The sequence below is a fragment of the Primorskyibacter aestuariivivens genome, from assembly GCF_028023675.1.
Taxonomy (GTDB): Bacteria; Pseudomonadota; Alphaproteobacteria; order Rhodobacterales; family Rhodobacteraceae; genus Marinovum; species Marinovum aestuariivivens.
The window spans coordinates 17864-44710 of the sequence record NZ_JAQIOZ010000019.1 but is presented as its reverse complement, the minus strand read 5'-3'; the positions used below and the strand labels follow the sequence as shown (position 1 = coordinate 44710).

Genomic DNA, 26847 nt, shown 5'->3' with positions numbered 1-26847 from the left:
CACCTCAGGCTGTCTGAGGTGCCATGACCCGCGTGGTGAGCACATGGGTCGCCATCGCTCCGATCCACATGAAGAACACCGCAACCCAGGCTGTCATTGCAAAGATTGCGCCACCCGAAACACCGGCCCCCACGGCGCAGCCACCGGCGAGCATGGAGCCGAACCCCATGAGCGACGCCCCGATCAGGTAGCGTTCCATCGGTGTGTCGGGGCCAAAACGCTGGATGCGGAATTCACCCGACAGGACCGCCATCACAAAGGCCCCGAGGAACACCCCGGGTACAAGCCCCACGCCGAAGCTGGCGGGCAGGCTGGGTTCGTTGACGAGCCCCATGAGCGTATCTGTCGACGGCCCCGTAAAGGTCACAGAAGAGATCGGGACCACTTCGAACGAGGTCTGCGCAAGCGTGTAGGTCAGCACCCAGCCCAGCGCGACGGCAAACCCCACGAGCGCGGCGGAAAGGGACCGTGTGAGCGGAACAACGCGCCGCAACGCCAGCCAAATGCCCCCGGCAAGAACCAGTGCCGCCGCGATAGCAGCGGTGCTATGGCCGATACCGGTGAGATGCAGGAGGCTGCGCTCTGCCCCACCATCCACCAAGGATAGCGCGCCAAGGTATTCACGCGCCGGTGACAGGATCCCCCGCAAGGATGCCTGCGCCACGAGGGTCAAGACCAGACCTGACACGATAGCACGCAGATTGCCCGTGGCCGACAAGACCAGAAGACGCGACGCGCATCCGCGCGCAAGGATCATGCCCACTCCGAACATCAGCCCGCCAATGACCGCGCCCGAGAGCGAGCCCGTCGCGGCCAGTTGCCGTGCCTCGCTCACATCCAGCCACCCCACTGAAATGGCACTCTTCACACCCAGAACAGCGGCAGAGAAGGCGATGAGCCAGATCGCCAGTTTGCTCCCGAACTGCCCGTCTGCCACCTCGGCAGTTGCCGCCCGCAGGCAAAAGCGCGAATGCTGGGCGGCTGCGCCAAAAATCAACCCGGTCACAAGCCCGATCGCGACCAGCATCGTGCCGTCACCGAATCTGTCGATAAGCGTTTCCATCGGACGTCCCTCAATCTTTGGGCCGTCATATATGGACAGATGAATGTGTACCTTGATTTGGCTCAAGGCCGGAGAATTCGCCTTTAGAAAGCCAGAGCTTCCTGAACGAGGCCGTCGAGAAGCTCTTCGACCGCATCCATCGGTCCGTCAGGATAATTCTGGTAGCCGATTTCCACCTGCCCGTCGCGCTCGGAGACATAAATGCCGTAGGGGCAAAACGCGATGAGGGCGGGATCAGCCTCCATCACCTGCCGCGATACGGTCGCTGAGCAGAACAGGAAGATATCCGCCGCATCGTAGAGCTTTTCTCCGCCCACATCGGCGCGGGTGCGTTCCAGCATCTCGCCGGTGTGGCTGCGGTAGTCGATCACCAGACCTGCATTCACGATAGCGCTTTCCACGCTAAAGGTCGCATCTTCGAAACTGCCATCATATGGGTAGCTGGTCGAAAAATCGCCCGCCAGGGCCGGTGTCGCGGCAAGTGCAAATGCGCAAATCAGTTTCATGTTTTGGACCCTCAAATGAAGTACGCGCCCCCGATATTGGGGACGCGAGTGCCATGGTTTCGATGTGGTTCAGCCGAACATGTCGGACGTGATGCCGTCATACCAGCCGAGACTTTCCTGATAGGTCGCCTCCCGCGTGGCTTCGTCTTCGCCTACCTGGCTGACAAAGCTGTCGACCGAGGCGATCTTTTCCTCAGTCGGCTCGTAAGCGGCACCCACCTTGATCCCGTCATTAGTGGTGATCAGGGACCAGCAGGTATTGGCGAATTTCGCCGGGAAAACGCGCGAATCTGTCAGTGCGCCGCGCACGGCGTTAGCGCAGACCTTGGCTTGGCTGTTGGCGGCGAAGCCGGATTTCGGCATGTCGCCCTGCAGCGCGGCGTCACCCAGAACATAGATATCCGGATCCGCCTTGCTGGACATGTCAGAGGGGTTGATCGGAGCCCAGTTGCCATCCGTCACGCCGGCAAGCTCTGCGATGCGGCCTGCTTTCTGGGCGGGGATCACGTTGCAGACGTCAGCCTTTACGATTTCCCCGTCGATATCAACGGTCATCTCATCGGTATTAACGCTCACGTTTCCACCCCCGAAATCCGGACCAATCCGCTCGATCATGCCGCTGTAATATTTGGTCCAGCCATTCTCGAACAGCGTCTGTTTCGAGAATTTCGCCTTCGGGTCCGCGACGATGATCTTGGCCGTCGGATTGGTTTCCTTCAGTACATGCGCCACCATCGAAATGCGCTCATAAGGCCCCGGGGGGCAGCGGAACGGGTTCGGTGGGGCCACCATCACAAAGGTGCCGCCTTCGGGCATCGCCATGACCTGCGCCCTGAGAAGCTCGGTCTGCGATCCGGCCTTGTAGGCGTGAGGCATGATGTGTTGCTTGGACTGGTCCCAACCGGGCACAGCACCATCAACAAAGTCGATGCCGGGGGACAGGATCAGCTTGTCATAGGGCACCCTGCCGCCACCCGCGAGCGCCACCGTCTTGGCGTCCCGGTCCACACCGGTGGCCCAGTCATGCACGACGTTGATCCCGTATTCGATGGCCAGCGTGCCATAGGAATGGCCAATGCTTTCCAACGTACGAAAACCGCCAAGGTAAAGGTTCGAGAAGAAGCAGGTATAGTAGTGCCGCGTCGGTTCGATCAGAGTGACATCGATCTCGCCCTTGCTGTCTTTCGCGATGTAGCGTGCCGCCGTGGCGCCGCCCGCACCACCTCCGACAACCACAACGCGCGGCTTGCCATGGCCCGCCGCGCGAACCATGGGCGCAGTTGATGCCGCGGCCGCAGTCGCCGAGCCTAAAAAGGCGCGTCTGTTCAGTTTCATAGGTTCCTCCCTTCGCTGGACGCTCAGGGTTCGAGCGCCCCAAAATATGCGGCAAGTGCCGCAATCTCTTCGTCGGACAAGCGCCCGGCGATCATCTGCATGACCGGATGGTTCCGGCGTTTGGTCTTGTAGGCGTACATGGCGATCACGAAGTCCTCTTCGGGCCAGAGCGTGATCGACGGAATGCCGCTGTCACCGCCATCTGCCTGATGGCAGGTGGTGCATTCAGAAGAGAGATACTCGCCATATTCCGGGTCCCCCACAATGGCGAGGATTTCCGGGTCCACATCGTGATCCGTGCCTGTGGCTGTTGGATCGGCCTCGGGAATATTTGCCGGGTTATCGGAGAATTTCCGCAGATAGGCCAAGAGATCAGCCCGGTCTTCGGGGTCTTTCATCCCGCGGAAACTCATCCGCGTGCCGGAAACCAGGTTTTTGGGGTTTTCGATATAGATATCGAGCGTGTCGGCATGCCATTCAAGACCATTGGCACCCGCGCGGGCAAGGTCCTTGGAATACCGGTATCCCTCATGTGCCCCGGCGCGCCTGCCAAACAGGAAGTTCAGGTGCGGGCCAACGCGGTCCTTGGCCCCCTGCCCCACTTGGTGGCAGCCCTTGCACTGGGCAAACAGCTTTTCACCCTTGTCCGGGTCTCCAAGCGCCTGCGCATTGGCCGCCTGCACTATGCAGACCGCCAATGCCAGAATCGTGAAAGCTGAACGCCACATGCCGCTACTCTGCAGCAAATGACTTCAGGTATTCAACAATTGCGTCGAGATCCTCGTCCTTGCGCAGACCGCTGAACGACATTTTGGTGCCATTCATGTAGTCCCGTGGCTTGGCCAGAAACGCCTTGAGCTCTTCCTCGGTCCAGACAAGCCCGCCTTCGCCAGCCTCGGCCATGGCCTTGGAGTATTTGAAGCCGTCAACGGCCCCGACCGGATGGCCAACGATACCGTTGAGCATCGGACCGGTGCGGTTCTTGGCCCCGTCTCCGACCTGATGGCAGGACTTGCATTTCTTGAAGACCTTTTCGCCATCGGCAACCAGCGCGGGATCAAGTGCAGCGGTTTCCACGGGCGCTTCTTCGGCTGCGGGTGCCTCGGTAGCAGCCTCTTCGACAACGGTTTCCTCGGCGGGTGCGTCCATGGAGGCTTCTTCCGTGCCTTCTTCTTCCGGGGTCACGTCCAGAACAGTCGCGCGCATGGTGATTTCGACGCTGTCCTTGCAGTTTTCCATGCACGGCTCGGTACGCCAGATCGAATATTCCGTCTCGGCCCGGTCATCCACGATGAAGCCGTCCGCGTTGGGCATTTCGACCTCAAGGAAATTCTCGTGGCTGAGGGTAAAGTCATCCTCGACGATATAGTTGGAGTAGAGGATATAAGCCGTGATGGCATAGGTCTCGTCCGCGGTCAGGGTCTGTGCGGCGCCAAACGGCATGGAGCGGTGCACATAGTCCCAGACCGTCGAGAGATAGGGCCAGTAGGACCCAACCGTTTTCAGCGGGTCTTCATCGGCAAGCGTGCCATCACCCCCGGCCAGCTTTGGCCAATTGTCGATGCCCTCGGCAAAGTCACCGTGGCAGGCGGCACATTTCTCGACAAACACTTGTTCACCGGTAAAGACATCGCCGGACCCTTCGGGCAATCCCGAACCGTCGGGGCGCACATCCACGTTCCAGGCGGCAATTTCTTCGGGAAGGGCAGCACGGCCCAGACCGTAATTGGCGCCTGCGCCGTCGGACGCATTGGCCGCACCCACGAGAATTCCGCCCGGCGCTTCAGCCACTTCGGGTTCGGGGCTCTCAAAGATTTTCAGCGGCACGGTATCGGCGCGCTCGGGCATCTCCGCGACAAAGCGATCGGCGAAATTCACCGCGATCGTGGCCAGCGCCACAAAACCGATGGCACCGCCACCGAAGAGGGTGAGATTAGGAAACTTCGACATTCTCTGCCTCCCCGTTGGGTTTTACATGCCATGTCTGGATGCAGTTGTTGTGGTAGATGGAGTTTTCGCCGCGCACTTCGCGTAGCTGGGCCTTGGTCGGCTGGACATAGCCGGTTTCATCCATGGCACGCGCCTGCAACAGCCAGTCTTCGCCGTTCCATTCGGTGTCGAGGTAGAAGCGCGTCAGGGCCTTGTTCGCGCCATCCGCGCCAAGACGCGCGGTCTCCCATGTGATGCCGCCATCCTTTGAGACATCCACACGGGCGATCTTGCCATGGCCGGACCAGGCCATGCCGGTGATGACCAGCGGGCCGTGACCATGTTTGATCGGCATCTGGGGCGAGGGCGAGGTGATGACCGATTTGGCATCCATGACCCAGGTCCATTTGCGGCTCGTGCCGTCGGCCAGCGTGTCGGTGTATTTCGAGGTTTCCTCGCGGCTTTCCACGGGGCCGTCCATGACTTCGACACGGCGCAGCCACTTGACCCACATGTTGCCTTCCCAACCGGGCACGACAAGACGCACGGGATAGCCATGTTCCTTGCGCAGCGCCTCGCCATTGGCCTTGAAGGCCACCAGCACGTCGTCCAGCGCTTTTTCCATCGGGATGGAGCGACCGTTCGACGACGCATCCGCGCCCTCTACATAGACCCACTTGTCCTCTAGGTCGCCCGCAGCGCCCAGACCCGCCTCGTTCAGCAGGGTGCGCAGGGTGACGCCGGAATATTCCATGTTGTGGATCATGCCATGGGTGAACTGCGCACCGTTGAGTTGCGCGCCCGCCCATTCCATACCGGTATTGGCCGCGCATTCGCAGAAATAGACGTGGTTTTCGCGCGGGAAGCGCTCAAGGTCTTCGTAGGTGAAGACCAGCGGCGTATCCACCAGCCCGTTGATCATCAGGCGGTAGTCTTCTTTCTTCAGCTCGATCGCGCCCGAGTGGTGACGCTCAAATGCGCAGCCCTGCGGCGTGATGGTGCCGTCCAGCGCGTGGATCGGTGTGAAGTTGATCGAAGAGATCGTGTCGGCGGTCAGCCATTCCACATTGCGGCGGATAACGTCGCTTTCAAACTCGATGGGCAGGCCATAGGGGACCTCATCAACGCCTGCGCCAAGACCGGAAGCCCAGTCCTGAACCTCGGTGATCAGCGGATCGGGGCTGTTTGCGCTGGCGGTCCCCGCAGCCACCGCTCCTGCGGCGGCGGCAACACCGCCCCGCAGGAAGGCGCGGCGCGAGGTGCCTTTGCCCTGGAAAGTATCGGACATGTCCAAAACTCCTCTTACTTGAATGCCTTAGGCGCCAATAACCTTGACGCTGTTGTTGGGATTAAGAGACACGGTGCCCTGTTTGCGGATGTGGTTTTCCACCACGTCCCAGATCATCGGCCCTTCGGTGCCTTCGTTCACAGAGGCCCAGCCCGCGACCACGTAGGTTTTGGTCGGGTCAATCGCTTCGCCGGTCTTGAGCAGGGTCATTTCCGAGATCCGCTCGCCCTGCGGCTTGTTGATGTCGATGCGGTAGCCCATGCCGCCGATCCGCACCATGTCGCCGCCCTGTTGGTAATAGGGGTCGGGGTTGAAGATGTTGTCGGCCACGTCTTCTAGGATCACCTTGATGAATTCGCCGGTCATCTCGGAGCGATAGGCCTGACCATAGGTCATGGAGGTCACGTTCCAGATGTCTTCGCGGGTGATGTCATCGCCGGGGATCAGCGACGGACCCCAGCGCACGCCGGGCGACATGGCGATGTCAGCCTCGCGCTCGGAAATCAGCGCGTCACAGATCAGATCGTCCCAGGAGCCGTTGAAATTGCCACGGCGATAGAGCAGCGAGTCGGTCTTGCCGATCACCTCTTCCAGCTCGGCCTTGTAAGGCGCGCGTTGTTCGTCGATGAGCGCGGTCATATCCGCGTCGGGCGTGATCACGTCCGAGAAGATCGGGATCAGCTTGTGACGGAAGCCCATCATCCGGCCGTCGCGCACATCAAGATCGACGCGGCTCACGAATTTGCCGTTCGAGCCGGAGGCCACGATGATCGTCTCGCCCACCAGCACTGGTTCGGGCAGCGCGTCATGTGTGTGCCCCGACAGGATCACGTCGATGCCGGAGACGACGCTGGCCATCTTCTTGTCCACGTCGAAACCGTTATGCGACAGGCAGACCACAAGCTCGGCACCCATGCCGCGCACTTCATCGACCATCGCCTGCATGTTCTCGTCGCGGATACCGAAAGAGTATTCCGGGAACATCCAGCGCGGGTTGGCGATGGGCATATAGGGGAAGGCCTGACCGATCACGGCGATCTTGGTGCCGCCGCGTTCAAAGAATTTGTAGGGTTTGAACAGCTCAGCCGGTTCGTCCCATTCCGCGTCAAAGATGTTCTGACCCAGCGCCGCATAGGGCAGGCTTTCGACCAATTCATTCACCCGGTCAGAGCCCAACGTGAATTCCCAATGGAAGGTCATGGCATCGGGGTTCAACGCATTCATCACGTTGACCATGTCCTGCCCTTCGGTCTGGTAGCAGGTATAGGACCCGTGCCAGGTGTCCCCACCATCCAGAAGCAGCGCATCGGGGCGGTCCGCGCGGATGGCATTGACCACGGTGGCCACCCGGTCCAGCCCGCCAACACGGCCATAGGCCTGGGCAAGCGACGCAAAGTCACCGGACGACAGCGCGTAATGGGAGGGGCTGCCATCGTCGATGCCGTAAAGCTTGCGGAAATCGGCACCGGTCACATGCGGCACCGCGCCTTTATTGCCGCCTACGCCGATATTGATCGACGGTTCGCGGAAATAGATCGGCTTGAGCTGCGCATGAATGTCCGTGACATGAATCAGAGAGACATTCCCGAACGTATCAAACTCCAGCAATTGATCCTGTGTCAGGCTTTGCTGAGCGGCCAGTCGGGACCAGTTGCCAAAACCAGAAGCCCCCACGAGGGCCGATGCGGCCATGGAGACCTGAAGAAAGTCGCGGCGGGAGATCATCAGATTGTCTCTTCCTTAAGATTCATTTCACATGCGCATATGTGAATGCGTTTAGGCTGAAAAACCCCGCGCCAGCAAATGCCAGCGCAGGGTTTCGGTGATTAGTTGCGGACGGACGGGCCTTCGATCGACAGGCCGTTGCCGCGCGACTTTACGTAAAGCTCAAGCGCGATGAATTCATCCGAACCGGCCGAGAAAGTCTCGGCGCGGGTGTCGCGAATGCAGCCCTTGAAGCGGCTATGCGACCCGTTCAGCTTGGCGTTTTTCAGACGATAGGTCGGGAAACCATTGATCTGGCCCTGGCTGAGATGGTCGGCACGGATATAGTTGCCATAGTTCTGCTCGTGGCAGGAGGCACAGGACAGTTCCAGAATACCGTAGCGGGTATAGTAGATTTCCTTGCCCTTTTCCCAGTACGGGGCCGCGTCGCCATCGATGGCCACATTGACCGGCATACCGCGAGAATGCGACGCGATCAGGGCGTCCATATTCACGGCAGTGCCCGAATCGTATTTCCAGGGCTCGGCCCCCATATTCTCTTCGCGACAATCATTGACCTGCATCTGCACGGTCTGCATTTCGCCCGCGTCTGCGTCAAATTTCGGATAGCTCGCTGCAACACCGGCCATCGAGTCCGCCGGATCACCGTGGCAATCGGCGCAGGATTTACCTTCGCTGCCCTCGGCCGTGTTCCAGACTTCCATGGCCTGATCGACAAAGATCATGCCCTGGTTCTCGAAGTCGTCCATTTGCAACGCTTGTGTTTCGTCAGTACGGAAATGCCAGCCCGAGATGATCTCGTCGATATTTTCCATATGCTCCGGCGCGGCGGTCTTGGTGACCATCTCGATCTCGCCATTAAGCACGAGCGTGTCATCATCGGGTCCGCCCGCGAATGCGGTGCCGGAAACCGCCAGCAATGCGGCTGCTGCCGTCAGTGCCTTGAATTTCATTCTGTTCCCTCCCTTAGCTGCCCTGCCCCGGATCGGGGATCAGATGGCTTACCTGCCCCCGGACCGTTCCGGGAGCAGGACAGTGGTTTATTACCCAACCGCGACTTGCTTGGCTTCTTCGTAAACGTCGCCATCGTCGTCGTACCAGGTGAACTTGTACTCACCGGCTTCAGGGAATTGTGCCTCGAACTCGAAATACGGGTTGGTCGAGATTGCCGGTTCCAGCGTTACGTCAATCACGTTCTGACCGTTGAAGTCACAGGTGAAGCGATTGATGATCGAACGCGGAATGACATTGCCGTCACCATCCTTGCGCTGACCCGATTCCATCTTGTGGCTGATCAGAGTCTTGATCGTGATGGCGTCGCCGACAGCCGCCTTCTTGGGAACCTTGACGCGGGGTTTCACACCTTTTGCCATTTGTCTGTCTCCTTACGTCTGTTAGCCGCCGCAGCCGCCGATGGTGACCTTGACGGTCTTCGAAGTGCGGGCGTAGCTGCCGTCCGCCAGTTTGGCGATGGCGATCACATCCTGTGTGCCTGCCAGACGAATCCGGGTCGAAGCCGCCTGAGATGCAGCCAGCGGGCCGAAGTTGAACGTGGCAACCGGCGGGGTCGGGTTGCCAGCGGCCAGCACCATGATCGCGGTCGCACCCTCGGCGGACACGTCGATCGGAACGGTGTTGCCGTTTTCGGCGATCTCCGGTGCGGTCAGGTCCACACCCGCATCGCCCACGGCGGCACCGCCGGTGAATTCGTTGATAAGATCGTCAACCGCCGCGTTTGCGCGGAACGGCAGGACGGTCAGAAGCGCCGCACCGGCACCCATGGCCAATGTCTCGCGTCGCGTGAAGTCCATCATCACTCTCCTTAGTCTTAGCTTGGTGGCCGGACTTATTCGTCCGTCAGCGTCATGAGAAACGCCACCACATCCTCGATTTCCTGAGCCGACAGAATCGGCTCAATTTCGCCCTGTGCCGCCTTGCCGGTATAGCCGTCACCCGGGCGGGTGAAGCCGTCGGTCTTGTAGAAGGCAGGCATGACTGTCCCGTCAAAAGTCTTTTTGGCGTTGGCTACCAGACCGCGGAGTTCCGCTTCGCTCCAGCGCGATCCGGTCCCGTCAAGGCTCGGGCCAACCTCGCCATGGAACGGCGCATCCTTGAGCGCGGTGACGTCGTGACAGGCGACGCAGTTGCCCTTGCCGCGATTGGTCATAATCATGGCACCGCTGGCCGCATCACCGGCCTGACCGGTCAAAGACGCCGCGATGGCCCCGTATTCATCATAGTCAACATCACCCGGCGCAACGATCTCTGCGATCGCGCTCCCGGCAGTCAATAGTGTTGCCGCCACTGCAAGTGTCGTAAGCCTCATGGTCCCTCCCTAGGATGCTGCCTTGTCATTGGATCGGTAGCTCGGCATACCGTAGTGGACCGCACCCCCAAGACGCAACAACAAATTCATCTTTGTGAATTACTGGCGCATTTTGTCGCGCGTTAATCACTCTTGCCGTTGCTGCGTTCTTGGATCATGCGCGCGTGATAACGCTGAAAATCTTCCCCATTATCAAGCTCGTAGCGCTTTTCATGCACCCATTTGAAAAGGTCGAACGTTGTGCTCGCCGAAAAGGCGCCCGGCATTGCGGCAACCGCCGCCTGTACAGCGCTTTTGTCGTCTTCGACCTCTTCAGGCAGGAACATGATTGTCGGTGTAAAGAGAATCCCCCACTTTCGCGCCATGGCTTTTTCCGGCAGTGCTTCGCCGTCGAAATCGATCACTTCGATGTCCCCATGCAGGTTGAGCTGCACCACGAAATAGTCCTCTTCAAGCATCTTGGTGATGCGCGGATCTGGAAAGACTTCTTTGTGCATTTTCGCACAGTAGGTGCAACCACGTTGCTCAAAGAACAATACGAGACGCTTTCCCTCTGCGTTCGCCTCGGCCAGATCTTCACGCAGGTCCTTGAACGTGTCGCGCATCCAATCGGCCTTGTGCAGCCCATCGGCCCCAAGCTCGGCACCCATGACCGGAAGGGTCAGAAAAAGTGCCGCAAGTGTCGCCAGAATCCGTTTCATTTTATCCTCCCTTCGGCTGTTCAGCCGATTTGCATGAAGACCGGGAAGGTCTCCAACATCCATTGTGCGATGTAGTTTATCGAATCCGTGGCAATGAGCACGCCGAACACGATGAGCAGAACGCCCATGGCCCGTTCGATCTTGGGCAGATGTCGGCGGAACCGTTGCATCCAGCGCATGAAAGGACCGATGAACATCGCGGCGACGATGAAGGGCAGAGTCATGCCCAGCCCGTAAACAAAGAGCAGAAGCGCTCCGGTCGATGCGGTGTCCTGACCGGCGGCCGTAAAGAGGATCGCGGCCAGGACAGGACCCACACAGGGCGTCCAGCCAAAGGCAAAGGCCAGCCCAATGACAAAGGCCCCAACAAGGCTCAGGTTGCTGGTTTCCCCGGTCTCGGCCCGGAATTGCCGGTAAAGAAATCCAATCCGGATCACGCCCAGGAAGTGCAGCCCCATGGCGATGATGATCGCCGCTGCGACCCAGCGCAGGATGTCGAAATAGTCGCGCACCATCTGGCCAAAGGCGGTGGCCGTCGCGCCGAGGCCCATGAAAACCGTGATCACGCCCAGGGCAAACATCGTAGCGGCCAGCACCGCGCGGCGGCGCACGGCGGGCGATATTTCGGCATCGGCCGAGACCTGATTCATTCCGACACCGGCAAGGTAGCTGAGATAAAAAGGCACAATCGGCAGGATACAGGGCGACAGAAAGGACAATAGTCCAGCAATCAGCGCGCCGACAAAGGTGACGTCAAACATATCGGGCTCGCCCAGCTTGAAAAATTCACATATTCAAATTATGCTAAGTAATCCTGAGGCGGTCAATCAAAAGCCATGAACCCTATTCGCACATTCTTTCTCGCCGGTCTGAGCTGGCTTTTCCTGGCCGGTGTTGCAGCCGCCCAGATGACGCTGATTATGGTCGAAGAACCCGGCTGCATTTGGTGCGCGCGCTGGAATGAAGAGATCTCGGAGATTTATCCGAAAACGCCGGAAGGTCAGGCCGCGCCGCTGCGCCGGATCGACATTCGTGACCCGACGCCTGACGATCTGTCCTTTGCACGTTCGCTACACTTCACGCCAACTTTTGTTCTGATGCTGGACGGTAAGGAAGTGTCGCGGATAGAAGGTTACCCGGGTGAGGATTTTTTCTGGGGACTGCTGACCCAGATGATCGCCCGCGCAACGGCCTCTGAGGCCGCGGGATGAAAGACGTCTCGGCCCCAACGAACTGCAATGTGAAAGGTCAGGCTATGGATCTTCCTGTATTTGACCAGAATACATGCGACGAAGATCTCGAACGCATGATGGAGAATGCGACGCGCGCCTCCAATTTCCTCAAGGCCATTGGCCACGAGGGACGCTTGATGATTCTGTGCCATCTGGCCACTGGCGAAAAATCCGTGACCGAGCTTGAAGACCTGCTCTCGGCGCGTCAGGCTGCTGTTTCGCAACAACTGTCCCGCCTGCGGCTCGAAGGGTTGGTCAAACCAAGACGTGATGGCAAGGCAATCTACTATTCCTTGACCGACGACCGCCCCCGCCAGATTATGGAAATCGTCTATGATTTGTTCTGCCGGGCAGAGCCGGGAACCCCGGACTGAGACCCGGCACCGCTTCAACGGGAGGTGAAGACGGTTGATTGAGCTTGCCAGCGAATCTGTGCTCGTCGCTTTGGTCGGTCTGGTCAGCGGGTGCCTGCTTGGTCTCGCTGCTCGTCTGGGCCGGTTCTGCACGCTCGGGGCCATCGAGGACTATTTCTATTCCAGTAGCGATCTGCGCCTGCGCATGTGGGGCGTTGCCATCGGAACTGCGGTGATCGGGACCTTTGGGATCATCGGGTTCGGATGGCTGGACGCTGCGGCGCCCGCGTATCTTGCACAGGAGTGGCGCCCGCTCGGCAGCATTTTTGGCGGGCTGATCTTTGGCTACGGGATGGCGATCAGCGGCAATTGCGGCTTTGGCGCGCTGGCCCGTCTTGGCGGTGGTGATCTGCGGGCCTTTGTGATCGTGCTGGTCACCGGGATTTCGGCCTATGTCGCGCTGTCCGGTCCGTTGGCGGAATTGCGCACCACCGTCTTTCCGGTGGTGGAAACCTCTGGTGATGCGCTACCGGGTTTTGCCCATGCGATCAGCCGCGCGACCGGCCTGTCTGCTCCCATGATCGGTGTTGGAATCGGTGTGCTCATTCTATTGGCCGTGATCTGGCCAAGCCATGTGCGCCGCTCTGGACGCACGATTTTCTGGGGCGCGATAGTCGGGCTGGCCATTACACTGGGCTGGGCGGGCACCGCATGGGTCGCCCGTGAGGGGTGGGAGGGCTTGCCGGTTGTCTCGCACACCTTCTCGGCCCCGCTGGGCGACACCATCCTCTATGCGATGCTGTCCTCCGGGCTGACGCTCAGCTTTGGCATGGGATCGGTCTTGGGCGTTCTGACCGGCGCCTTTATCGGGTCGATGTTCAAGGGGCATTTTCGGTGGGAAGCCTGTGACGACCCGCGGGAATTGCGCCGCCAGATCGGTGGCGCGGTCCTGATGGGGTTCGGTGCGGCACTTGCGGTTGGATGCAGCGTGGGACAAGGGCTTTCGGCGATGTCGCTATTGGCCTACAGCGCTCCGGTCACTCTGATTTCGATCCTTGCAGGCAGCTATATCGGGCTGCGACAGCTGGTTATGGGGTTCGCACCGGCGGAATAACCACCGGTGCGAATTGCGCCTCAGAAGTCGAGGTTTTCCACGCTCAGGGCGTTTTTCTGGATGAATTCGCGGCGCGGTTCGACCACGTCACCCATCAGCTTGGTGAACATGTCATCGGCCTCGGCCACGTCGTCGATCTTGACCTGCAAAAGCGTGCGCGCATCCGGGTCCAGCGTGGTTTCCCAAAGCTGGTCGGGGTTCATTTCGCCCAATCCTTTATAACGCTGCAGCGTGTTGCCCTTTTCCCCCTCTTCGAGGATCGCCTCAAGCAATGTAATCGGCCCTTGGATCAGCTGATGCCGATCCTTGCGGTGCAAGGTGCAGGCCGTTGAATAGACATCCTGCAACGCCTTGGTGAATGAGCCTGTCTTGCGGGCCTCGCCCGATCGCAGCATAGGGCCATCCAGCGTGCGCACCTCTTCGACACCACGCAGGATGCGCGCCAGCCGGATGCCCATGTCCTGAGTAATCCGGCCCTGCCAGCCGCGTTCATATTCCAGCGCAATCATGTTGAGCCGTTCAGCAACCTTGTCCGCCACCCCCTGCAGGTCGGCATCCACAGCGCCCGGCACAAAGGCCCCGGCAATCGCCGCCTGTTCCAGAATGTGACGCGGGTAATGCGTCGGAAAAGCATCCAGAACGCGCTTGAGTTGGCGTGCCTCGTCGACCACGCGCACCAGATCCTGGCCAATGATTTCTTCACCGCTGGCCAGCTTGAGCACCGCGCCTTCGGTCCCCTGATGGATCAGGTAGTCATCCAGCGACGCCTGATCCTTGAGGTAGACCTCGGACTTGCCCCGGCTCACTTTGTAGAGCGGCGGCTGTGCGATATAGAGGTAACCCCCTTCGATCAGTTCCGGCATCTGCCTGTAGAAGAAGGTGAGAAGAAGCGTCCGGATATGCGCGCCATCCACATCCGCGTCCGTCATGATGACGATCTTGTGGTAGCGCAGCTTGTCGATGTTGAACTCATCCCGGCCAATGCCGGTGCCCAGCGCCATGACCAGATTGCCAATCTCCTGCGAGCCGAGCATCCGGTCAAAACGCGCGCGTTCGACGTTGAGGATCTTGCCTTTGAGCGGCAGGATGGCCTGGGTACCCCGGTCACGGCCCGTCTGCGCCGATCCCCCTGCGCTATCGCCCTCGACGATGAAGATTTCGGTCTTGGACGGATCTTTTTCGGAACAATCCTTGAGCTTTCCGGCAAGGTAGTTCACATCCATCGCCGTCTTGCGCCGGGTCAGTTCGCGCGCCTTGCGGGCGGCCTCGCGGGCCAGCGCCGCCTCGATGATCTTGCCAACGATCAACTTGGCCTCGTTCGGGTTCTCCTCGAACCACTCGGAGAGTTTCTCTCCGACAAGGTTTTCAACTGCCGGACGCACCTCGGAACTGACCAGCTTGTCCTTGGTCTGGCTGGAGAATTTCGGATCCGGCACCTTGACCGAGAGCACACAGGTCAGACCTTCGCGCGCGTCATCACCGGTGAAATTCACCTTTTCCTTTTTCGCGATCCCGCTTTCCTGCGCGTATTTCTGGATCGTGCGGGTCAGCGCGCCACGGAAGCCCGCCAGATGCGTGCCGCCATCGCGCTGCGGGATATTGTTGGTAAAGGGCAGCACGGTTTCGTGGTAGCTGTCATTCCACCACATCGCCACTTCGACACCGATCTCGTCACGTTCCCCGATCACATAAATCGGGTCTTCGATCATCGCGGTCTTGTGGCGGTCCACATATTTGACGAATTCCTTGACGCCGCCCTCATAGAACAGCTCGCTTTTCACCGGCTCTGCGGGGCGTTCGTCTTCGAGGATGATGCGCACGCCGGAATTGAGGAAGGCCAATTCGCGCAAGCGCTTTTCCAGCGTCTCGAAGCTGTATTCGAGGTTCGAGAATGTGTCCGTTGACGCCAGGAACCGCACCTCGGTCCCGGTGTCACCCTCGGAATCACCAACAACGCGCAGATGCTCGGACGTTTCACCATGTTCGAACTTGGCGAAATGCTCCTTGCCATTGCGCCAGACCCGCAGTTCCAGCCAGACCGACAGCGCGTTCACTACCGACACGCCCACGCCGTGCAGACCGCCGGAGACCTTGTAGGAGTTGCTGTCGAATTTGCCGCCCGCGTGCAGCTGGGTCATGATGACCTCGGCGGCTGAGACGCCCTCTTCCTCGTGCAGATCGACCGGGATTCCGCGGCCATTGTCGCGCACCGAAACGGAGCTGTCGGCGTGGATTTTCACATGCACATAGTCGGCGTGACCGGCCAGTGCCTCGTCAATACCGTTATCGACGACCTCATACACCATATGATGCAGGCCCGAGCCGTCATCCGTATCCCCGATATACATTCCGGGACGTTTGCGGACCGCTTCTAAGCCTTTGAGAACCTTAATGGAATCTGCGCCGTATTCCGGCGCGGCATTTTCTTGCTCGGACATGAGATGCCTTGTTGTTCTGTCGCGCGAAATATACGTGTTTTCGCCATGTATGTCACGCGTCTGACACAATATTTTGTGGATTGGCGATGTGACGCCACGACAGTGATCTGGGTTCAGGACTCGCCGGTTTCCGCCGCATCCATGGCTTCCGCCATATCCAGCAATGCGGCCACCGTGCGCCAGTTGCGCGCCGTGGCCTCCCCGACCGTCAAACGTTCAAGTTTCGGTGCGATTTTTGAGCCGGACATGAGCGCCGGGCAATGCAGATAGACGTGTGACGACGCGACATGCAGGCGTTCGCCCGGACCTGCATGTTGCACAAGATCGTCCTGCCGAAGCTCAGATGCCCCCGAGAGGAAAAAGACATTCAGTGCCCGGTGATCTTCGACCTCCGGGAAAGGGTTGGCAGAGACCACGTCGCGCCATTGGTCAAGACTGCGCGACAGGATCGCGGGGCTGAACCCGTGTGACGCCTCAATTCCCGAGGCCAGCGCGGCAATATCCACATGCCCGTGAACCACCAGATTGCCGCTTTGCAGGTAGCTTTGCGCCGTGGCGGCGCCACAGGCAATCGCCATATGTCGCAGGTCCTGCATAGGCAACCTGTGGCGTCCACCGACATTGATGCCGCGCAAAAGTATGATTTCAGTGCTCATGTCGCACCTCCCAGCACCGATGTACCATCCTCTTCGTTAACTTCGATATACTGCGCCCGGTCGCCAAGCTCTTCGAACAGTTCCATGCCAGTCCCTGTCATCCATGCCTGCGCCCCCAAGGCACAGATTTCGTCGAACAGTGCGGCCCTGCGCGCCCTGTCCAGATGGGCCGCAACCTCGTCCAGCAAAAGGATCGGCGGCAGGCCGGTATCCGCCGCCAGCGCCCGTGCATTGGCCAGCACGAGGGAAATCAAGAGCGCCTTTTGCTCGCCCGTCGAACAATCCCGCGCCGCGACGCCCTTGGCCTTGTAGACCGCATGGAGATCGGCGCGATGGGGGCCGACAAGCGTGCGCCCGGCGGCAAGGTCGCGAAACCGGCTCTCTGACAAGGCATCTCGCAAAGCCTCCTCGGTTTCGGGAATGTCGCTGTCCGTGCTGATCAGTTCGAGCTGCGAGGTGGGAAAACTGGTCTCGGCCCCGTCCTGGGCCGCCGCGACACGGGCGATGGCGGATTGCCTGTTCTGCGTGATGCGGGCCCCGGACCGCGCCATCTGGGCTTCCAGTGCGCCGTACCAATGCGGGTCGCGAACATTCTCCTTGAGCAGGCGGTTGCGCTCGCGCATGGCCTTTTCGTAGTCAAGCACCTCGCTCGCGTGATCGGGGCGAAAACTCAGCGTCATGCGATCGAGGAAACGGCGCCGCCCCTCGGCCCCTTCGATCCAGAGCCGGTCCATATTCGGGATGAGCCAGAGCACACGGGCCAGCCCGGCCAAAGCCACCTGCGCCGCGGGTTTGCCATCTATCCGCACTTGCCGGGATGCGCCTTTTTCCGACCGGCTTTCGATCTCATAAGTCCGCTCATCCAGCCTCAGAAGTCCCGTCAGCTTCCAGCCCAACGCCTCGGGGCGTCGCGTCATGTCCTCGGCACTGGCGCGGCGCAATCCGCGCCCCGGTGAGAAGAGTGAAACCGCTTCGAGGATATTGGTCTTACCCGCGCCATTGGGGCCATGGATCGCGACGGGACGCGCGTCGCAATCCAATTCAACCCGTTTGTGCGAGCGGAAATGCGACAGGCTCAGATGAGACAGAAAGGCGGATTTCATCGGGCAGCACCGATTTCTTCAAAGAAATCGATCCGGAAATTTTGAAAATTTCCGGTGCTGGTCACACGCGCATGGGCATGACGACATAGACTGCACTGGTGTCATTGCCTTCCCGCATCAGCGTGGGATCGCCCGAGGAATTGAACAGGAACACCGCGTTTTCGCGATCCACCTGGCTGGCGATCTCCAGCAGGTATTTCGCGTTGAACCCGATCTCCAGCCGCTCATCGCCATAGGCCACGGCAAGCTCTTCCTCTGCGGCCCCGCTGTCAGGCGCATTGACGGACAGGACCAACCGGTCCTCATCCAGCGCCATTTTGACCGCGCGGGAGCGCTCCGAGCTCACGGTAGCCACACGGTCCACGGCCTTGGCAAAATCGGCGGCGTCCACTTCCATCTTGCGGGTGTTGCCCTGTGGAATGACACGGGTGTAGTCCGGGAATGTTCCGTCGATGACCTTGGAGGTCAGGGTGATGTCGGGCGTGGCAAAGCGCACCTTGGTTTCAGACACGCTCACTGCGATTTGCATGTCGTCATCATCCAGCAGCTTGCGCATCTCTCCCACTGTTTTGCGCGGCACGATCACGCCGGGCATGTCGGCTGCATCTTCGGGCAGTTCCGCATCAATCCGCGCCAGACGGTGACCATCGGTGGCCACGCAGCGCAGCACCTTGCCGCCTTCGGCATCGGCGACATGCATATAGACGCCGTTCAGGTAATAGCGCGTTTCCTCTGTGGAAATCGCGAATTTCGACTTGTCGAAGAGGCGGCGCAACACCGGCGCGGGGGCCGAGAAATTTGTGCTGTATTCCGAGGTCGCCATGACCGGGAAATCTTCCTTGGGCAGGGTGGCCAGCGAGAAATTCGACCGTCCGGCCTCGACCGTCAGCCGGTTCGACGCCCCCTCTTCGGTCAGCGTGACAAGCGCCCCATCGGGAAGCTTACGGACAATCTCATGCAGGGTCACGGCAGATACTGTCGTGGCGCCTGCGCGCTCCACCTGCGCCAGGGCCTTGTCGACGACTTCGATATCCAGATCGGTCGCCCGGAACTGAACGCTGTCGCCCTCGGCTTCGATCAGGACATTGGCAAGGATCGGAATGGTGTTGCGGCGTTCAACAACCGACTGCGCCTGTGCCACGGCCTTGAGCAATGTGCCGCGCTCGATGCTGATCTTCATAGCCTGTCCCTCCGCTAGACCCGGACCGGCACGTTATCCGCATCACAGGTGGCCTCCAAGCCCTTTTTGGACTGTTGTCAGAGGTTTCCAATGGATTGTCGGGAGGGTCAAGGGCTGGCCCGGTCCGAGATCACTCTGACCGGGCCATTGATGCGGATATGCTCAGGCTTCCAGCGCCCGGCGCAGCATTTCGATGTCTTCGGCGATCTGCCCATCCTGGATCTTGAGCTCTTCGATCCGGCGCACCCCGTGCATGACGGTGGTGTGGTCGCGCCCACCAAAGCGGCGGCCGATCTCGGGCAGGGAGCGGCTGGTCAATTGCTTGCACAAATACATGGCCACCTGACGCGGGCGGGCAAAGGCGCGCAGACGTTTGGGACCCAGAAGCTCGGACAGGCGAATATTGTAATGCTCAGCCACCTGGCGCTGGATTTCCTCGATGGTGATCTTGCGCTCGGATGCACGCAGCACATCCGCCAGACAGTCCTGGGTCAGGTCCATGGTGATCGGACGACCGACCAGCGATGCAAAGGCGAAGAGCCGGGTGAGCGCGCCTTCGAGGACACGCACATTTGTCGAAATCCGATGCGCAAGGAATTCCAGAACCTTTTCGTCCAGTTCGAGGTCCAGATATTGGGTCCGGTGCGCTGCAAGCTTGGACTGCAGGATACCCAGGCGCAGTTCATAATCCGTCGGGTGCAGATCGACCACCAGACCGCTTTGCAAGCGCGACTGAATGCGGTTTTCCAGATCCTTGATCTCGCCTGGGGCACGGTCGGCGGAAATGATGATCTGTTTGTTCTGATCCACCAGCGCATTGAAGGTGTGGAAAAACTCTTCCTGCGTGGAATCCTTGCCCGCGATGAACTGCACATCATCCACCATCAGCACATCGACAGAGCGGAAGATCTGTTTGAAATCCATCATCTTGCGGTCGCGCAGCGCCTGAACAAAGCGATACATGAACTGTTCCGCCGACAGGTAGAGGACGTTCAGATGCGGCATACGCGCCTTCAGCTCCCAGGCGATCGCATGCATCAGGTGCGTTTTACCAAGCCCGACGCCGCCATACAGGAAAAGCGGGTTGAACGTGACTTCGCCCCCTTCGGCGACACGGCGCGCGGCGGCATGGGCGAGCTCGTTCGGTTTGCCGACGACGAAAGTGTCAAAGGTGAACCGCTTATCAAGCGGCGCGCTGGGCAACAGCCCCTCAAGAGCATTGGCAGAGCCCCGGCCCGGCTTGGCGTCGTTTTGCACAGGTCTGGCCGTTGGCTTGTCAGCACCCTTGCCCGAAGCCGTCTTGGCCGCGGCGTTAGCCGGCACGTTGAACTGGATACGGCGCACATCGGACCCGGCCGACGTCATCGTATACAGGAGCACATCGCCGAAATTGCGCGACACGTAATTCCCCAGAAAGCTGGTTGGCACCGAAAAGGTTGCAACGCCGTTTTCAATCCCGCCGAATTCCAGCGGCTCTATCCAGTTTGAGTAGTTGTTCGCCCCGACCGTTTCCCGCAACTGCCCCTGAAGTGCGCCCCATTGTTCTCTTGTCATATTCCCCGCATCCGCATTCATGTGTCCCGATCACCTTGCGGCGATCCCTACCCCCGTCTCTCATTCGGCCGATGATGACGCCCGCGCAGCAGATGCGCGGACCAACCCAGCCCTGTCGGCAAACACAGCACGACGCTGTACGGAAAAACTTCCGTCAGAATCGGCTACTACCGACGATAATCGTTGGACACGACGAAAGGCATGTGGCGGCATCTCGTTGAGATTGTGGTATTTTCTCTGTCCCCCGAGGAAACACCGTGTTTTCGCAGCCTGCCTTTTGTAACCTGTCCCCCCATTGCGAAGTGACTCGCAGGGAGGAAGTTACCAACTCGTTCAGCCGGGCGGCAACTGAACTTCAAACTTGACTCGGGATAAACTCAAACGAATCTCAAACGCCATGCAAAGGCGACACAGTTCGGTCACAAGCGGGCAAAAAAGCATCCTGCGACGCTTAAACCTGTTGGAGCCTTGAGGGCCTTTTGGCCCGGCACGATCTTAGCGATTCTTTCGTTAACACGACCACAAAAAAACCCGCGTTCCGGGCTGGAACGCGGGCTTATGCTTGTCCTGTCGGGACCGGGATCAGCCGATAGCTTTGACCCGCGATGCCAGACGCGACATTTTACGCGATGCCGTGTTCTTGTGCAGGATACCTTTGGTCACACCGCGCATCAGTTCAGGCTGAGCTGCGCGCAGAGCGGCCTGTGCTGCGTCCTTGTCGCCAGAAGCAATCGCTTCTTCAACTTTGCGCAGATAGGTGCGGATGCGCGAACGGCGGGCTTTGTTAACGGCAAAGCGCTTTTCGTTCTGACGTGCGCGTTTCTTGGACTGGGGCGAATTGGCCATGCGATCATCCCTTCTTAGGGTTTGGTGTAACTGTTAAGCGCAATGCCAAACCCAACCCGTACTGTCGTCACCGGGGATGATTCGAGCCTGAGCGGGCTGCACGCGCATGTATGGCACGGCGTATAACGGGTTTCGCCGCGCTTGCAAAGATGAAAAAGGGGCGCCCGGAGCGCCCCACTGTTTGACTACCTGTCGCGGAACTGTGCCTGACGTTTTTCCAGGAAAGCCGCCATGCCTTCCTTTTGATCCTCGGACGCAAACAACGAATGGAACAGACGCTTTTCAAACAGCAGCCCTTCGGACAGCGTTGTCTCTTCGGCGCGGTTCACGGCCTCTTTCACGGCCATCGCGGTCAGAACCGATTTCTCGGCGATCTTCTGGGCCGCGGACTGCGCCTCTTCCATCAGCTTCTTGACCGGAACCACGCGACTTACCAGCCCCGAGCGCTCAGCCTCTTCGGCATCCATGAAACGCCCGGTCAGGTGCATGTCCATGGATTTTGATTTGCCCACGAGGCGAGTCAAACGTTGCGTCCCGCCAATCCCGGCCACGACGCCCAGGTTGATCTCGGGCTGGCCAAACTTGGCGTTGTCCGCGGCGATAATGAAATCGCACATCATGGCCAGTTCGCAGCCACCGCCCAGCGCATAGCCTGCGACCGCGGCGATGATCGGCTTGCGCACTTTCAGCACGGCCTGATGCTCTTCCGAAAAGAAGTCGGACATGAACATGTCGACAAAGCTTTTCTCGGACATCTCCTTGATATCGGCCCCGGCGGCAAAGGCCTTGGCCGATCCGGTCAGGATGATGCAGCGCACCTTGTCATTCTCAGAGGCTTCCGCCAACGCCTTGGACAGCTCGCCCAACACCTGCGTGTTCAGAGCGTTCAGAGCGTCGGGGCGATTGAGTGTGATCGTGGCAATGTGGTCTTCTACGTCGACGATGATCGTCTCATAGGCCATGTGATTTGCCCTTGGTTGTTTCAGGTCAGAGTTCCGTGATTACCATTCTGGCGGATGCGTTCAACCTATCTTTGGCAGGTCGGGCAGTAGAAACTGGATCGTCCGGATTGCACGACGCGCGAAATACGGCTGTTGCAGTCCGCGTTGCGGCAAGCGTCACCCTCGCGACCATAGACATCGAAATTGTGCTGGAAATATCCAAGTTCTCCATCGGTTTGGCGAAAATCGCGCAACGACGATCCCCCCGCATCAATCGCCTCGGACAGCACGTCGCGAATGGCCGAAACCAGCACCTGCAGGCGTGCCTTGCTGACGTTGCGTGCTTTTCTCAGCGGCGAGATTCCGGTGCGGAAAAGTGCCTCGCAGACATAGATATTGCCCAGCCCGGCAACGATTTTCTGATCCAGAAGCGCCGATTTGATGGGCATATTGCGAGGCTTCAACGCCCCGACCAGATAAGATTCGCTGAAATCATTGCCCAGCGGTTCGGGGCCCAGACTGGCCAAAAGCGGATGTGCATCACCCTGTTCGCTGGCGAACATGTCCATTGCCCCAAATCGCCGGGGGTCGTTGAAGGTGACGCGCGCGCCACTCTCCATATCAATCACCACGTGATCATGTTTCTCCTTGGCCGGATGCTCCTGCACGAAGCGCCCCAGCGGATCGCCCGAGATCAGCATGCGCCCAGACATGCCCAGATGGATAAGAAGCGTCTCGCCACTGTCCAGATCGGCAAGGATGTATTTCGACCGCCGCCTGAGGTGCAGCACCCGTTTGCCAGTAAGTCGCGCGGCCATGTCCGGGGGGAACGGCCAGCGCAGATCGGGACGGTTCACGGCGACCCGCGCCATGACCTGCCCCGTCATCACCGGCTCCAGCCCGCGACGAACCGTCTCGACTTCGGGTAATTCGGGCATCTGGACAAGCTCCCTCGGCAACGCCGCATTGTAACGGCATATCAGCGCTCTATAAGAAAGCGGAGCAACAGCAAACGGCAAGCCCAATATGCAGGACGATCAAAAGACCACCCATTTCGGATTTCAGACCGTGCCCGAGAATGAAAAAGCCGGGCGGGTACAGGGTGTCTTCAACTCGGTCGCGTCGCGCTATGACGTGATGAACGATGTCATGTCCATGGGCATTCACCGCGTCTGGAAGGATGCGATGATGGATTGGCTGGCGCCCCGCGCCGGGCAAAAGTTGTTGGATGTGGCGGGTGGCACCGGCGATATCTCGTTCCGGTTCCTCGCTCGCGCCGGTCACGCCGAGGCGGTTGTGCTGGACCTGACCGAGCCGATGCTCGTCGAAGGGCGCAAACGCGCCGAGGCAGAACATATGTCGGATCAGCTTGACTGGGTGGTCGGTGACGCGATGGCCCTGCCCTTTCCGGATAACAGCTTTGACGTCTATACAATCAGTTTCGGCATCCGCAACGTCACCCGCCCCGCCGAGGCGCTGGCCGAGGCCTACCGCGTGCTGCGCCCGGGCGGGCGACTCATGGTGCTTGAATTCAGCCAGATCCCGAACCCGGCGATGCAATGGGCCTATGACCGCTATTCCTTCAACGTGATCCCGCGCATGGGGCAGATCATCGCCAATGACGCGGACAGCTATCAGTATCTGGTGGAATCGATCCGCAACTTCCCGGATCAGGAGACATTCCTGCAAATGGTCCGCGATGCCGGGTTTGGCAATGCCAAGTATCGCAACCTGACCATGGGCATCGCCTGTCTGCATTCCGGTTGGAAAATCTGAGATGCGCGGACCGCATAATATCATCCGGCTTATCCGCACGGGCGCCACGCTGGAGCGCACCGGAGCCATGAATGTGGTGCTTGAGGCGTTTGATGCGCCGCCTTTCCTGCGTCTGGTGGCAAAAACCCTCGGCTGGCCCTTCAAATGGCTGGGCTACAAGGGCGATCCCAATATGCCACCTGCGACGCGGGCGCTGACCGCGCTTGGCCCGGCCTATATCAAGTTCGGGCAGGTGCTTTCGACGCGCCCCGACGTGGTGGGCGACGAATTGGCCGTGCAATTGCGGGTCTTACAAGACAAGCTGCCGCCCTTCCCCGTGGAAATTGCGAAAAAAAGTGTCGGAGACGAGCTCGAGATCCCGGCGGACACACTGTTTTCGGAGTTCAGCGAACCGGTGGCGGCAGCGTCGATCGCGCAGGTCCACAAAGCGCGATTGGCCGACACCGGCGAAACGGTTGCGGTCAAGGTCCTGAGGCCGGGCATCGAAAAGGCGTTTCGCAAGGATATTGACGCCTTTTACTTCGCCGCGCGCATGATCGAACTTTTGTCACCCTCGTCCCGCAGGTTGCGGCCGATGGACGTGATCACCCATTTCGAAGGCGTGGTGCTTGGCGAACTGGACCTGCGGCTTGAAAGCTCCGCCGCCTCGGAATTCGCGGCAAACACGGCAAATGACGCAGGCTTCCAACTGCCCGAAGTCAAATGGATGCTGTCCGGGCGGCGGGTCATGACGCTGAGCTGGGCCGAAGGTGTACCGCTGGGGGATAATGCGGCGCTGGATGCGGCAGGGCTTGACCGGATCGCGCTGAGCGAACGGGTACTGCAGCTGTTTCTGAACCACGCGCTGCGCGACGGATTTTTCCACGCGGACATGCACCAGGGCAATCTCAAGGTTGCACCGAATGGCGATATCGTGGCGCTTGATTTCGGGATCATGGGCCATATCGATGAATACACCCGCCGGGTCTATGCCGAGATCCTGTTTGGGTTTATCCGCCGTGATTACAAACGTGTGGCCGAGGTGCATTTCGAGGCCGGTTATGTGCCCGCCGACCGCGATGTGGACGAATTCGCCCGCGCGCTGCGCGCAGTTGGTGAGCCGATCTTTGGCATGGACGCGACGCGCATCTCGATGGGACGGCTGCTGAGTTACCTCTTTGAGGTGACCGAACGGTTCGGGATGGAGACCCGGACCGAGCTGATCCTGCTGCAGCGCACGATGGTCGTAGTTGAAGGCGTGGCGCGGTCATTGAACCCGCATATGAATATCTGGGAAGTCGCGCGGCCCGTCGTTGAAGATTACATCAAGAAAAGCATCGGGCCACGTGCGGCCGTTTCTGACCTCGCCGAAACCCTGAAGGTTCTTGTGCGGTTCGGCCCCCGTCTGCCGGGATTGGTGGAATCGGCGTTGATCAACCAGTCCAACACCGTTGATCCGTCCCGCGGGCGCAAGCTCTGGATCGAAAGGGGTGTGATCCTGCTGGGCGGATTGGTATGCGGCGCGGCTCTTTTTGCGCTGATGCAAGGTCTCGCATAACCGGGCGACGATCGAAAATCCCTGATCAAAAAGAAAACGGCGACCCGGTGGGCCGCCGTTTTCGTATCTGATTGTCCCGTGGGACCGAAACTTAGTCGGTACCGGAGGACGAGTTGTTGCCGGCAGCTGCCAGAATGGTCAGGAACGTCACACCACCGACAACGATCAGTGCGGTGTTGTCCTGAGTCGACAGGAACGGATCTGCCGCAACGGTGTTCTCTTGAGCAACGGCAGGTGCTGCCGAAGCGAGCGCAAGTGCTGCAACTGCAGCAAGCGAAAGCTTTTTCATAATAGTCTCCAGACTTCTCAAATGGGTGATTGAACACCCCACGCGATGTGAACTTATACAGAAGGCTGGCCAGTTTCAAACAGGATTTTTTAGCCTTTTTCCTGCCTGGCCGGTGCTCTTCGCAAGCGCGGCAAAACTGCAACAGAAGTGCCTCAAACCGGGCCGCTATGCCACATTTTGGGGCGGTCTGAAAAACCCTGGGGTCAGCAAAACTGTGCTGACAAAAGATCTGGCGCTGACCGCTAGGCCTTTTTTCGGACATGCGTTCCACCTCAGATCAACTATCTAAGCGCGAATCCCGGAAACCGAATCAACGCTAAGGAGTCTCCCTCCCTCAAGCACGAGGACAATTTGCCCATTCTGCGACCGCGCTTCGATAACTTCGTTATAGGTGTGGACAGATGTTAGCCCAATCGACTCGTCATCGACAAGATTGTCGACCACGAAACTGTATTCGCCGGATGGAAATGGCGTTCCATTTTCGTCAACCCCGGCCCAGATCACAGAGTCGCTGTCAGGATCCACGACGGTCGTCTGAACCAGATCGCCATTCTGATCATAGACTTCCAACACCGATTGGTCCGCCTGCAGCGCGACCGTAACAGCGAGCTCGAGTGGCTCACCATCAAAGTAGGCAGGTGCTTCGCTGCGCACGTCACGCCCAACCCAGGTTGAAACTTCTGCAAGGCCGCCGACCCCAAGCAAACCGGCCATGTCTTCGAGCAGGCTATTCGTCACCACTTGCTGCTCGACGCTGGAGAATGCGGCCAGTTGAGCAGCATAGTCAGACGAATCGATAGGATTGAGAGGGTCCTGATTCATCATCTGCGTCGTCAGCATTTGAAGAAAGGTGTTGAAGTCCGAATTCAGAACGGTCGAATTGCTAGAACTGGGTGCCGCCCCGGTGTTGAAGAGGCTTGGAGGAGACTGCGTGGCAGATATGGTCATGGGCTTT

28 protein-coding genes are annotated in these 26847 nt (G+C 59.4%); 5 read left to right on the top strand and 23 right to left on the bottom strand.

Annotated elements, in window-relative coordinates; genetic code table 11:
• Nucleotides 1-4: 4 nt before the first annotated feature.
• The 13 genes from PGB28_RS17385 to PGB28_RS17325 form a co-directional block, all read right to left on the bottom strand.
• A complete protein-coding gene (locus PGB28_RS17385) occupies nt 5-1063 on the bottom strand; it encodes a YeeE/YedE family protein (RefSeq protein ID WP_271422801.1) in 1059 nt (352 codons plus the stop codon).
• Nucleotides 1064-1146: 83 nt separating this feature from the next.
• Nucleotides 1147-1569: a DUF302 domain-containing protein gene (locus PGB28_RS17380; protein WP_271422800.1), complete on the bottom strand. Its 423-nt coding sequence runs from the start codon at nt 1567-1569 to the stop codon at nt 1147-1149.
• A gap of 69 nt (nt 1570-1638) precedes the next feature.
• Nucleotides 1639-2904 carry an NAD(P)/FAD-dependent oxidoreductase gene (locus tag PGB28_RS17375; protein WP_271422799.1) on the bottom strand — a complete coding sequence of 422 codons (1266 nt, stop codon included), beginning with the start codon at nt 2902-2904 and terminating at the stop codon, nt 1639-1641.
• Between the two features lie 23 nt (nt 2905-2927).
• Nucleotides 2928-3632 (bottom strand): c-type cytochrome, encoded by a 705-nt coding sequence (locus PGB28_RS17370; RefSeq protein ID WP_271422798.1) that lies wholly within the window; start codon nt 3630-3632, stop codon nt 2928-2930.
• A gap of 4 nt (nt 3633-3636) precedes the next feature.
• Nucleotides 3637-4854, bottom strand: a complete 1218-nt coding sequence (locus PGB28_RS17365) for a c-type cytochrome (protein WP_271422797.1) — start codon at nt 4852-4854, stop codon at nt 3637-3639.
• Nucleotides 4838-6121, bottom strand: coding sequence for a sulfite dehydrogenase (gene soxC / locus PGB28_RS17360; RefSeq protein ID WP_271422796.1), 1284 nt, complete (start codon nt 6119-6121; stop codon nt 4838-4840). Before soxC ends, PGB28_RS17365 begins: the two co-directional genes overlap by 17 nt.
• A 27-nt stretch (nt 6122-6148) precedes the next feature.
• Nucleotides 6149-7846: a thiosulfohydrolase SoxB gene (soxB, locus tag PGB28_RS17355; RefSeq protein WP_271422795.1), complete on the bottom strand. Its 1698-nt coding sequence runs from the start codon at nt 7844-7846 to the stop codon at nt 6149-6151.
• Nucleotides 7847-7947: 101 nt separating this feature from the next.
• Nucleotides 7948-8799, bottom strand: coding sequence for a sulfur oxidation c-type cytochrome SoxA (gene soxA, locus PGB28_RS17350; protein WP_271422794.1), 852 nt, complete (start codon nt 8797-8799; stop codon nt 7948-7950).
• 90 nt (nt 8800-8889) lie between these two features.
• A complete protein-coding gene (gene soxZ / locus PGB28_RS17345; RefSeq protein WP_271422793.1) occupies nt 8890-9219 on the bottom strand; it encodes a thiosulfate oxidation carrier complex protein SoxZ in 330 nt (109 codons plus the stop codon).
• Between the two features lie 21 nt (nt 9220-9240).
• On the bottom strand, nt 9241-9657 hold the full coding sequence (gene soxY / locus PGB28_RS17340; RefSeq protein WP_271422792.1) for a thiosulfate oxidation carrier protein SoxY: 417 nt from the start codon (nt 9655-9657) through the stop codon (nt 9241-9243).
• A 35-nt stretch (nt 9658-9692) separates the two neighbouring features.
• Nucleotides 9693-10172, bottom strand: a complete 480-nt coding sequence (gene soxX, locus PGB28_RS17335) for a sulfur oxidation c-type cytochrome SoxX (RefSeq protein ID WP_271422791.1) — start codon at nt 10170-10172, stop codon at nt 9693-9695.
• A gap of 122 nt (nt 10173-10294) precedes the next feature.
• On the bottom strand, nt 10295-10873 hold the full coding sequence (locus PGB28_RS17330; protein ID WP_271422790.1) for a thioredoxin family protein: 579 nt from the start codon (nt 10871-10873) through the stop codon (nt 10295-10297).
• A gap of 20 nt (nt 10874-10893) precedes the next feature.
• Complete coding sequence (locus tag PGB28_RS17325; protein ID WP_271422789.1) at nt 10894-11634, bottom strand: cytochrome c biogenesis CcdA family protein; 741 nt, start codon at nt 11632-11634, stop codon at nt 10894-10896.
• 75 nt (nt 11635-11709) lie between these two features.
• Between PGB28_RS17325 and PGB28_RS17320 the strand changes: the two genes are divergently transcribed.
• The 3 genes from PGB28_RS17320 to PGB28_RS17310 are packed head-to-tail and all read left to right on the top strand — an operon-like array spanning nt 11710 to nt 13572.
• Nucleotides 11710-12084, top strand: a complete 375-nt coding sequence (locus PGB28_RS17320; RefSeq protein WP_408636276.1) for a hypothetical protein — start codon at nt 11710-11712, stop codon at nt 12082-12084.
• A 44-nt stretch (nt 12085-12128) separates the two neighbouring features.
• A complete protein-coding gene (locus PGB28_RS17315; RefSeq protein WP_271422788.1) occupies nt 12129-12479 on the top strand; it encodes an ArsR/SmtB family transcription factor in 351 nt (116 codons plus the stop codon).
• A 34-nt stretch (nt 12480-12513) separates the two neighbouring features.
• The gene (locus PGB28_RS17310; protein ID WP_271422787.1) at nt 12514-13572 is read left to right on the top strand and encodes a YeeE/YedE family protein; all 1059 of its coding nucleotides are present in this window, start codon (nt 12514-12516) and stop codon (nt 13570-13572) included.
• A 20-nt stretch (nt 13573-13592) separates the two neighbouring features.
• On the opposite strand, the gene gyrB is transcribed toward PGB28_RS17310, so the two are convergent.
• From gyrB to mutM, 8 genes are all read right to left on the bottom strand, one after another.
• Nucleotides 13593-16010, bottom strand: a complete 2418-nt coding sequence (gyrB, locus tag PGB28_RS17305) for a DNA topoisomerase (ATP-hydrolyzing) subunit B (RefSeq protein ID WP_271422786.1) — start codon at nt 16008-16010, stop codon at nt 13593-13595.
• Nucleotides 16011-16123: 113 nt separating this feature from the next.
• Nucleotides 16124-16666 carry a DUF1697 domain-containing protein gene (locus tag PGB28_RS17300; RefSeq protein ID WP_271422785.1) on the bottom strand — a complete coding sequence of 181 codons (543 nt, stop codon included), beginning with the start codon at nt 16664-16666 and terminating at the stop codon, nt 16124-16126.
• On the bottom strand, nt 16663-17769 hold the full coding sequence (recF, locus tag PGB28_RS17295) for a DNA replication/repair protein RecF (RefSeq protein WP_271422784.1): 1107 nt from the start codon (nt 17767-17769) through the stop codon (nt 16663-16665). Before recF ends, PGB28_RS17300 begins: the two co-directional genes overlap by 4 nt.
• 61 nt (nt 17770-17830) lie before the next feature.
• Entirely contained in the window at nt 17831-18949 is a 1119-nt protein-coding gene (gene dnaN, locus PGB28_RS17290; protein WP_271422783.1) for a DNA polymerase III subunit beta, read from the bottom strand.
• Between the two features lie 162 nt (nt 18950-19111).
• Nucleotides 19112-20503: a chromosomal replication initiator protein DnaA gene (gene dnaA / locus PGB28_RS17285; protein ID WP_271422782.1), complete on the bottom strand. Its 1392-nt coding sequence runs from the start codon at nt 20501-20503 to the stop codon at nt 19112-19114.
• 582 nt (nt 20504-21085) lie between these two features.
• The gene (gene rpsT / locus PGB28_RS17280) at nt 21086-21349 is read right to left on the bottom strand and encodes a 30S ribosomal protein S20 (RefSeq protein WP_271422781.1); all 264 of its coding nucleotides are present in this window, start codon (nt 21347-21349) and stop codon (nt 21086-21088) included.
• Nucleotides 21350-21534: 185 nt separating this feature from the next.
• Nucleotides 21535-22311, bottom strand: coding sequence for an enoyl-CoA hydratase (locus PGB28_RS17275; RefSeq protein WP_271422780.1), 777 nt, complete (start codon nt 22309-22311; stop codon nt 21535-21537).
• Nucleotides 22312-22376: 65 nt separating this feature from the next.
• A complete protein-coding gene (mutM, locus tag PGB28_RS17270) occupies nt 22377-23228 on the bottom strand; it encodes a bifunctional DNA-formamidopyrimidine glycosylase/DNA-(apurinic or apyrimidinic site) lyase (protein WP_271422779.1) in 852 nt (283 codons plus the stop codon).
• 88 nt (nt 23229-23316) lie between these two features.
• Between mutM and ubiE the strand changes: the two genes are divergently transcribed.
• Both ubiE and ubiB read left to right on the top strand, forming a co-directional pair.
• Nucleotides 23317-24066 (top strand): bifunctional demethylmenaquinone methyltransferase/2-methoxy-6-polyprenyl-1,4-benzoquinol methylase UbiE, encoded by a 750-nt coding sequence (ubiE, locus tag PGB28_RS17265; RefSeq protein WP_271422778.1) that lies wholly within the window; start codon nt 23317-23319, stop codon nt 24064-24066.
• Nucleotide 24067: 1 nt separating this feature from the next.
• A complete protein-coding gene (gene ubiB / locus PGB28_RS17260) occupies nt 24068-25603 on the top strand; it encodes a 2-polyprenylphenol 6-hydroxylase (protein WP_271422777.1) in 1536 nt (511 codons plus the stop codon).
• A 91-nt stretch (nt 25604-25694) separates the two neighbouring features.
• Here the strand turns inward: ubiB and PGB28_RS17255 are convergent, their stop codons facing one another.
• Together PGB28_RS17255 and PGB28_RS17250 are read right to left on the bottom strand one after the other, a co-directional pair.
• On the bottom strand, nt 25695-25892 hold the full coding sequence (locus PGB28_RS17255; RefSeq protein WP_271422776.1) for a hypothetical protein: 198 nt from the start codon (nt 25890-25892) through the stop codon (nt 25695-25697).
• Between the two features lie 285 nt (nt 25893-26177).
• On the bottom strand, nt 26178-26840 hold the full coding sequence (locus tag PGB28_RS17250) for a flagellar hook capping FlgD N-terminal domain-containing protein (RefSeq protein WP_271422775.1): 663 nt from the start codon (nt 26838-26840) through the stop codon (nt 26178-26180).
• Nucleotides 26841-26847 lie beyond the last annotated feature (7 nt).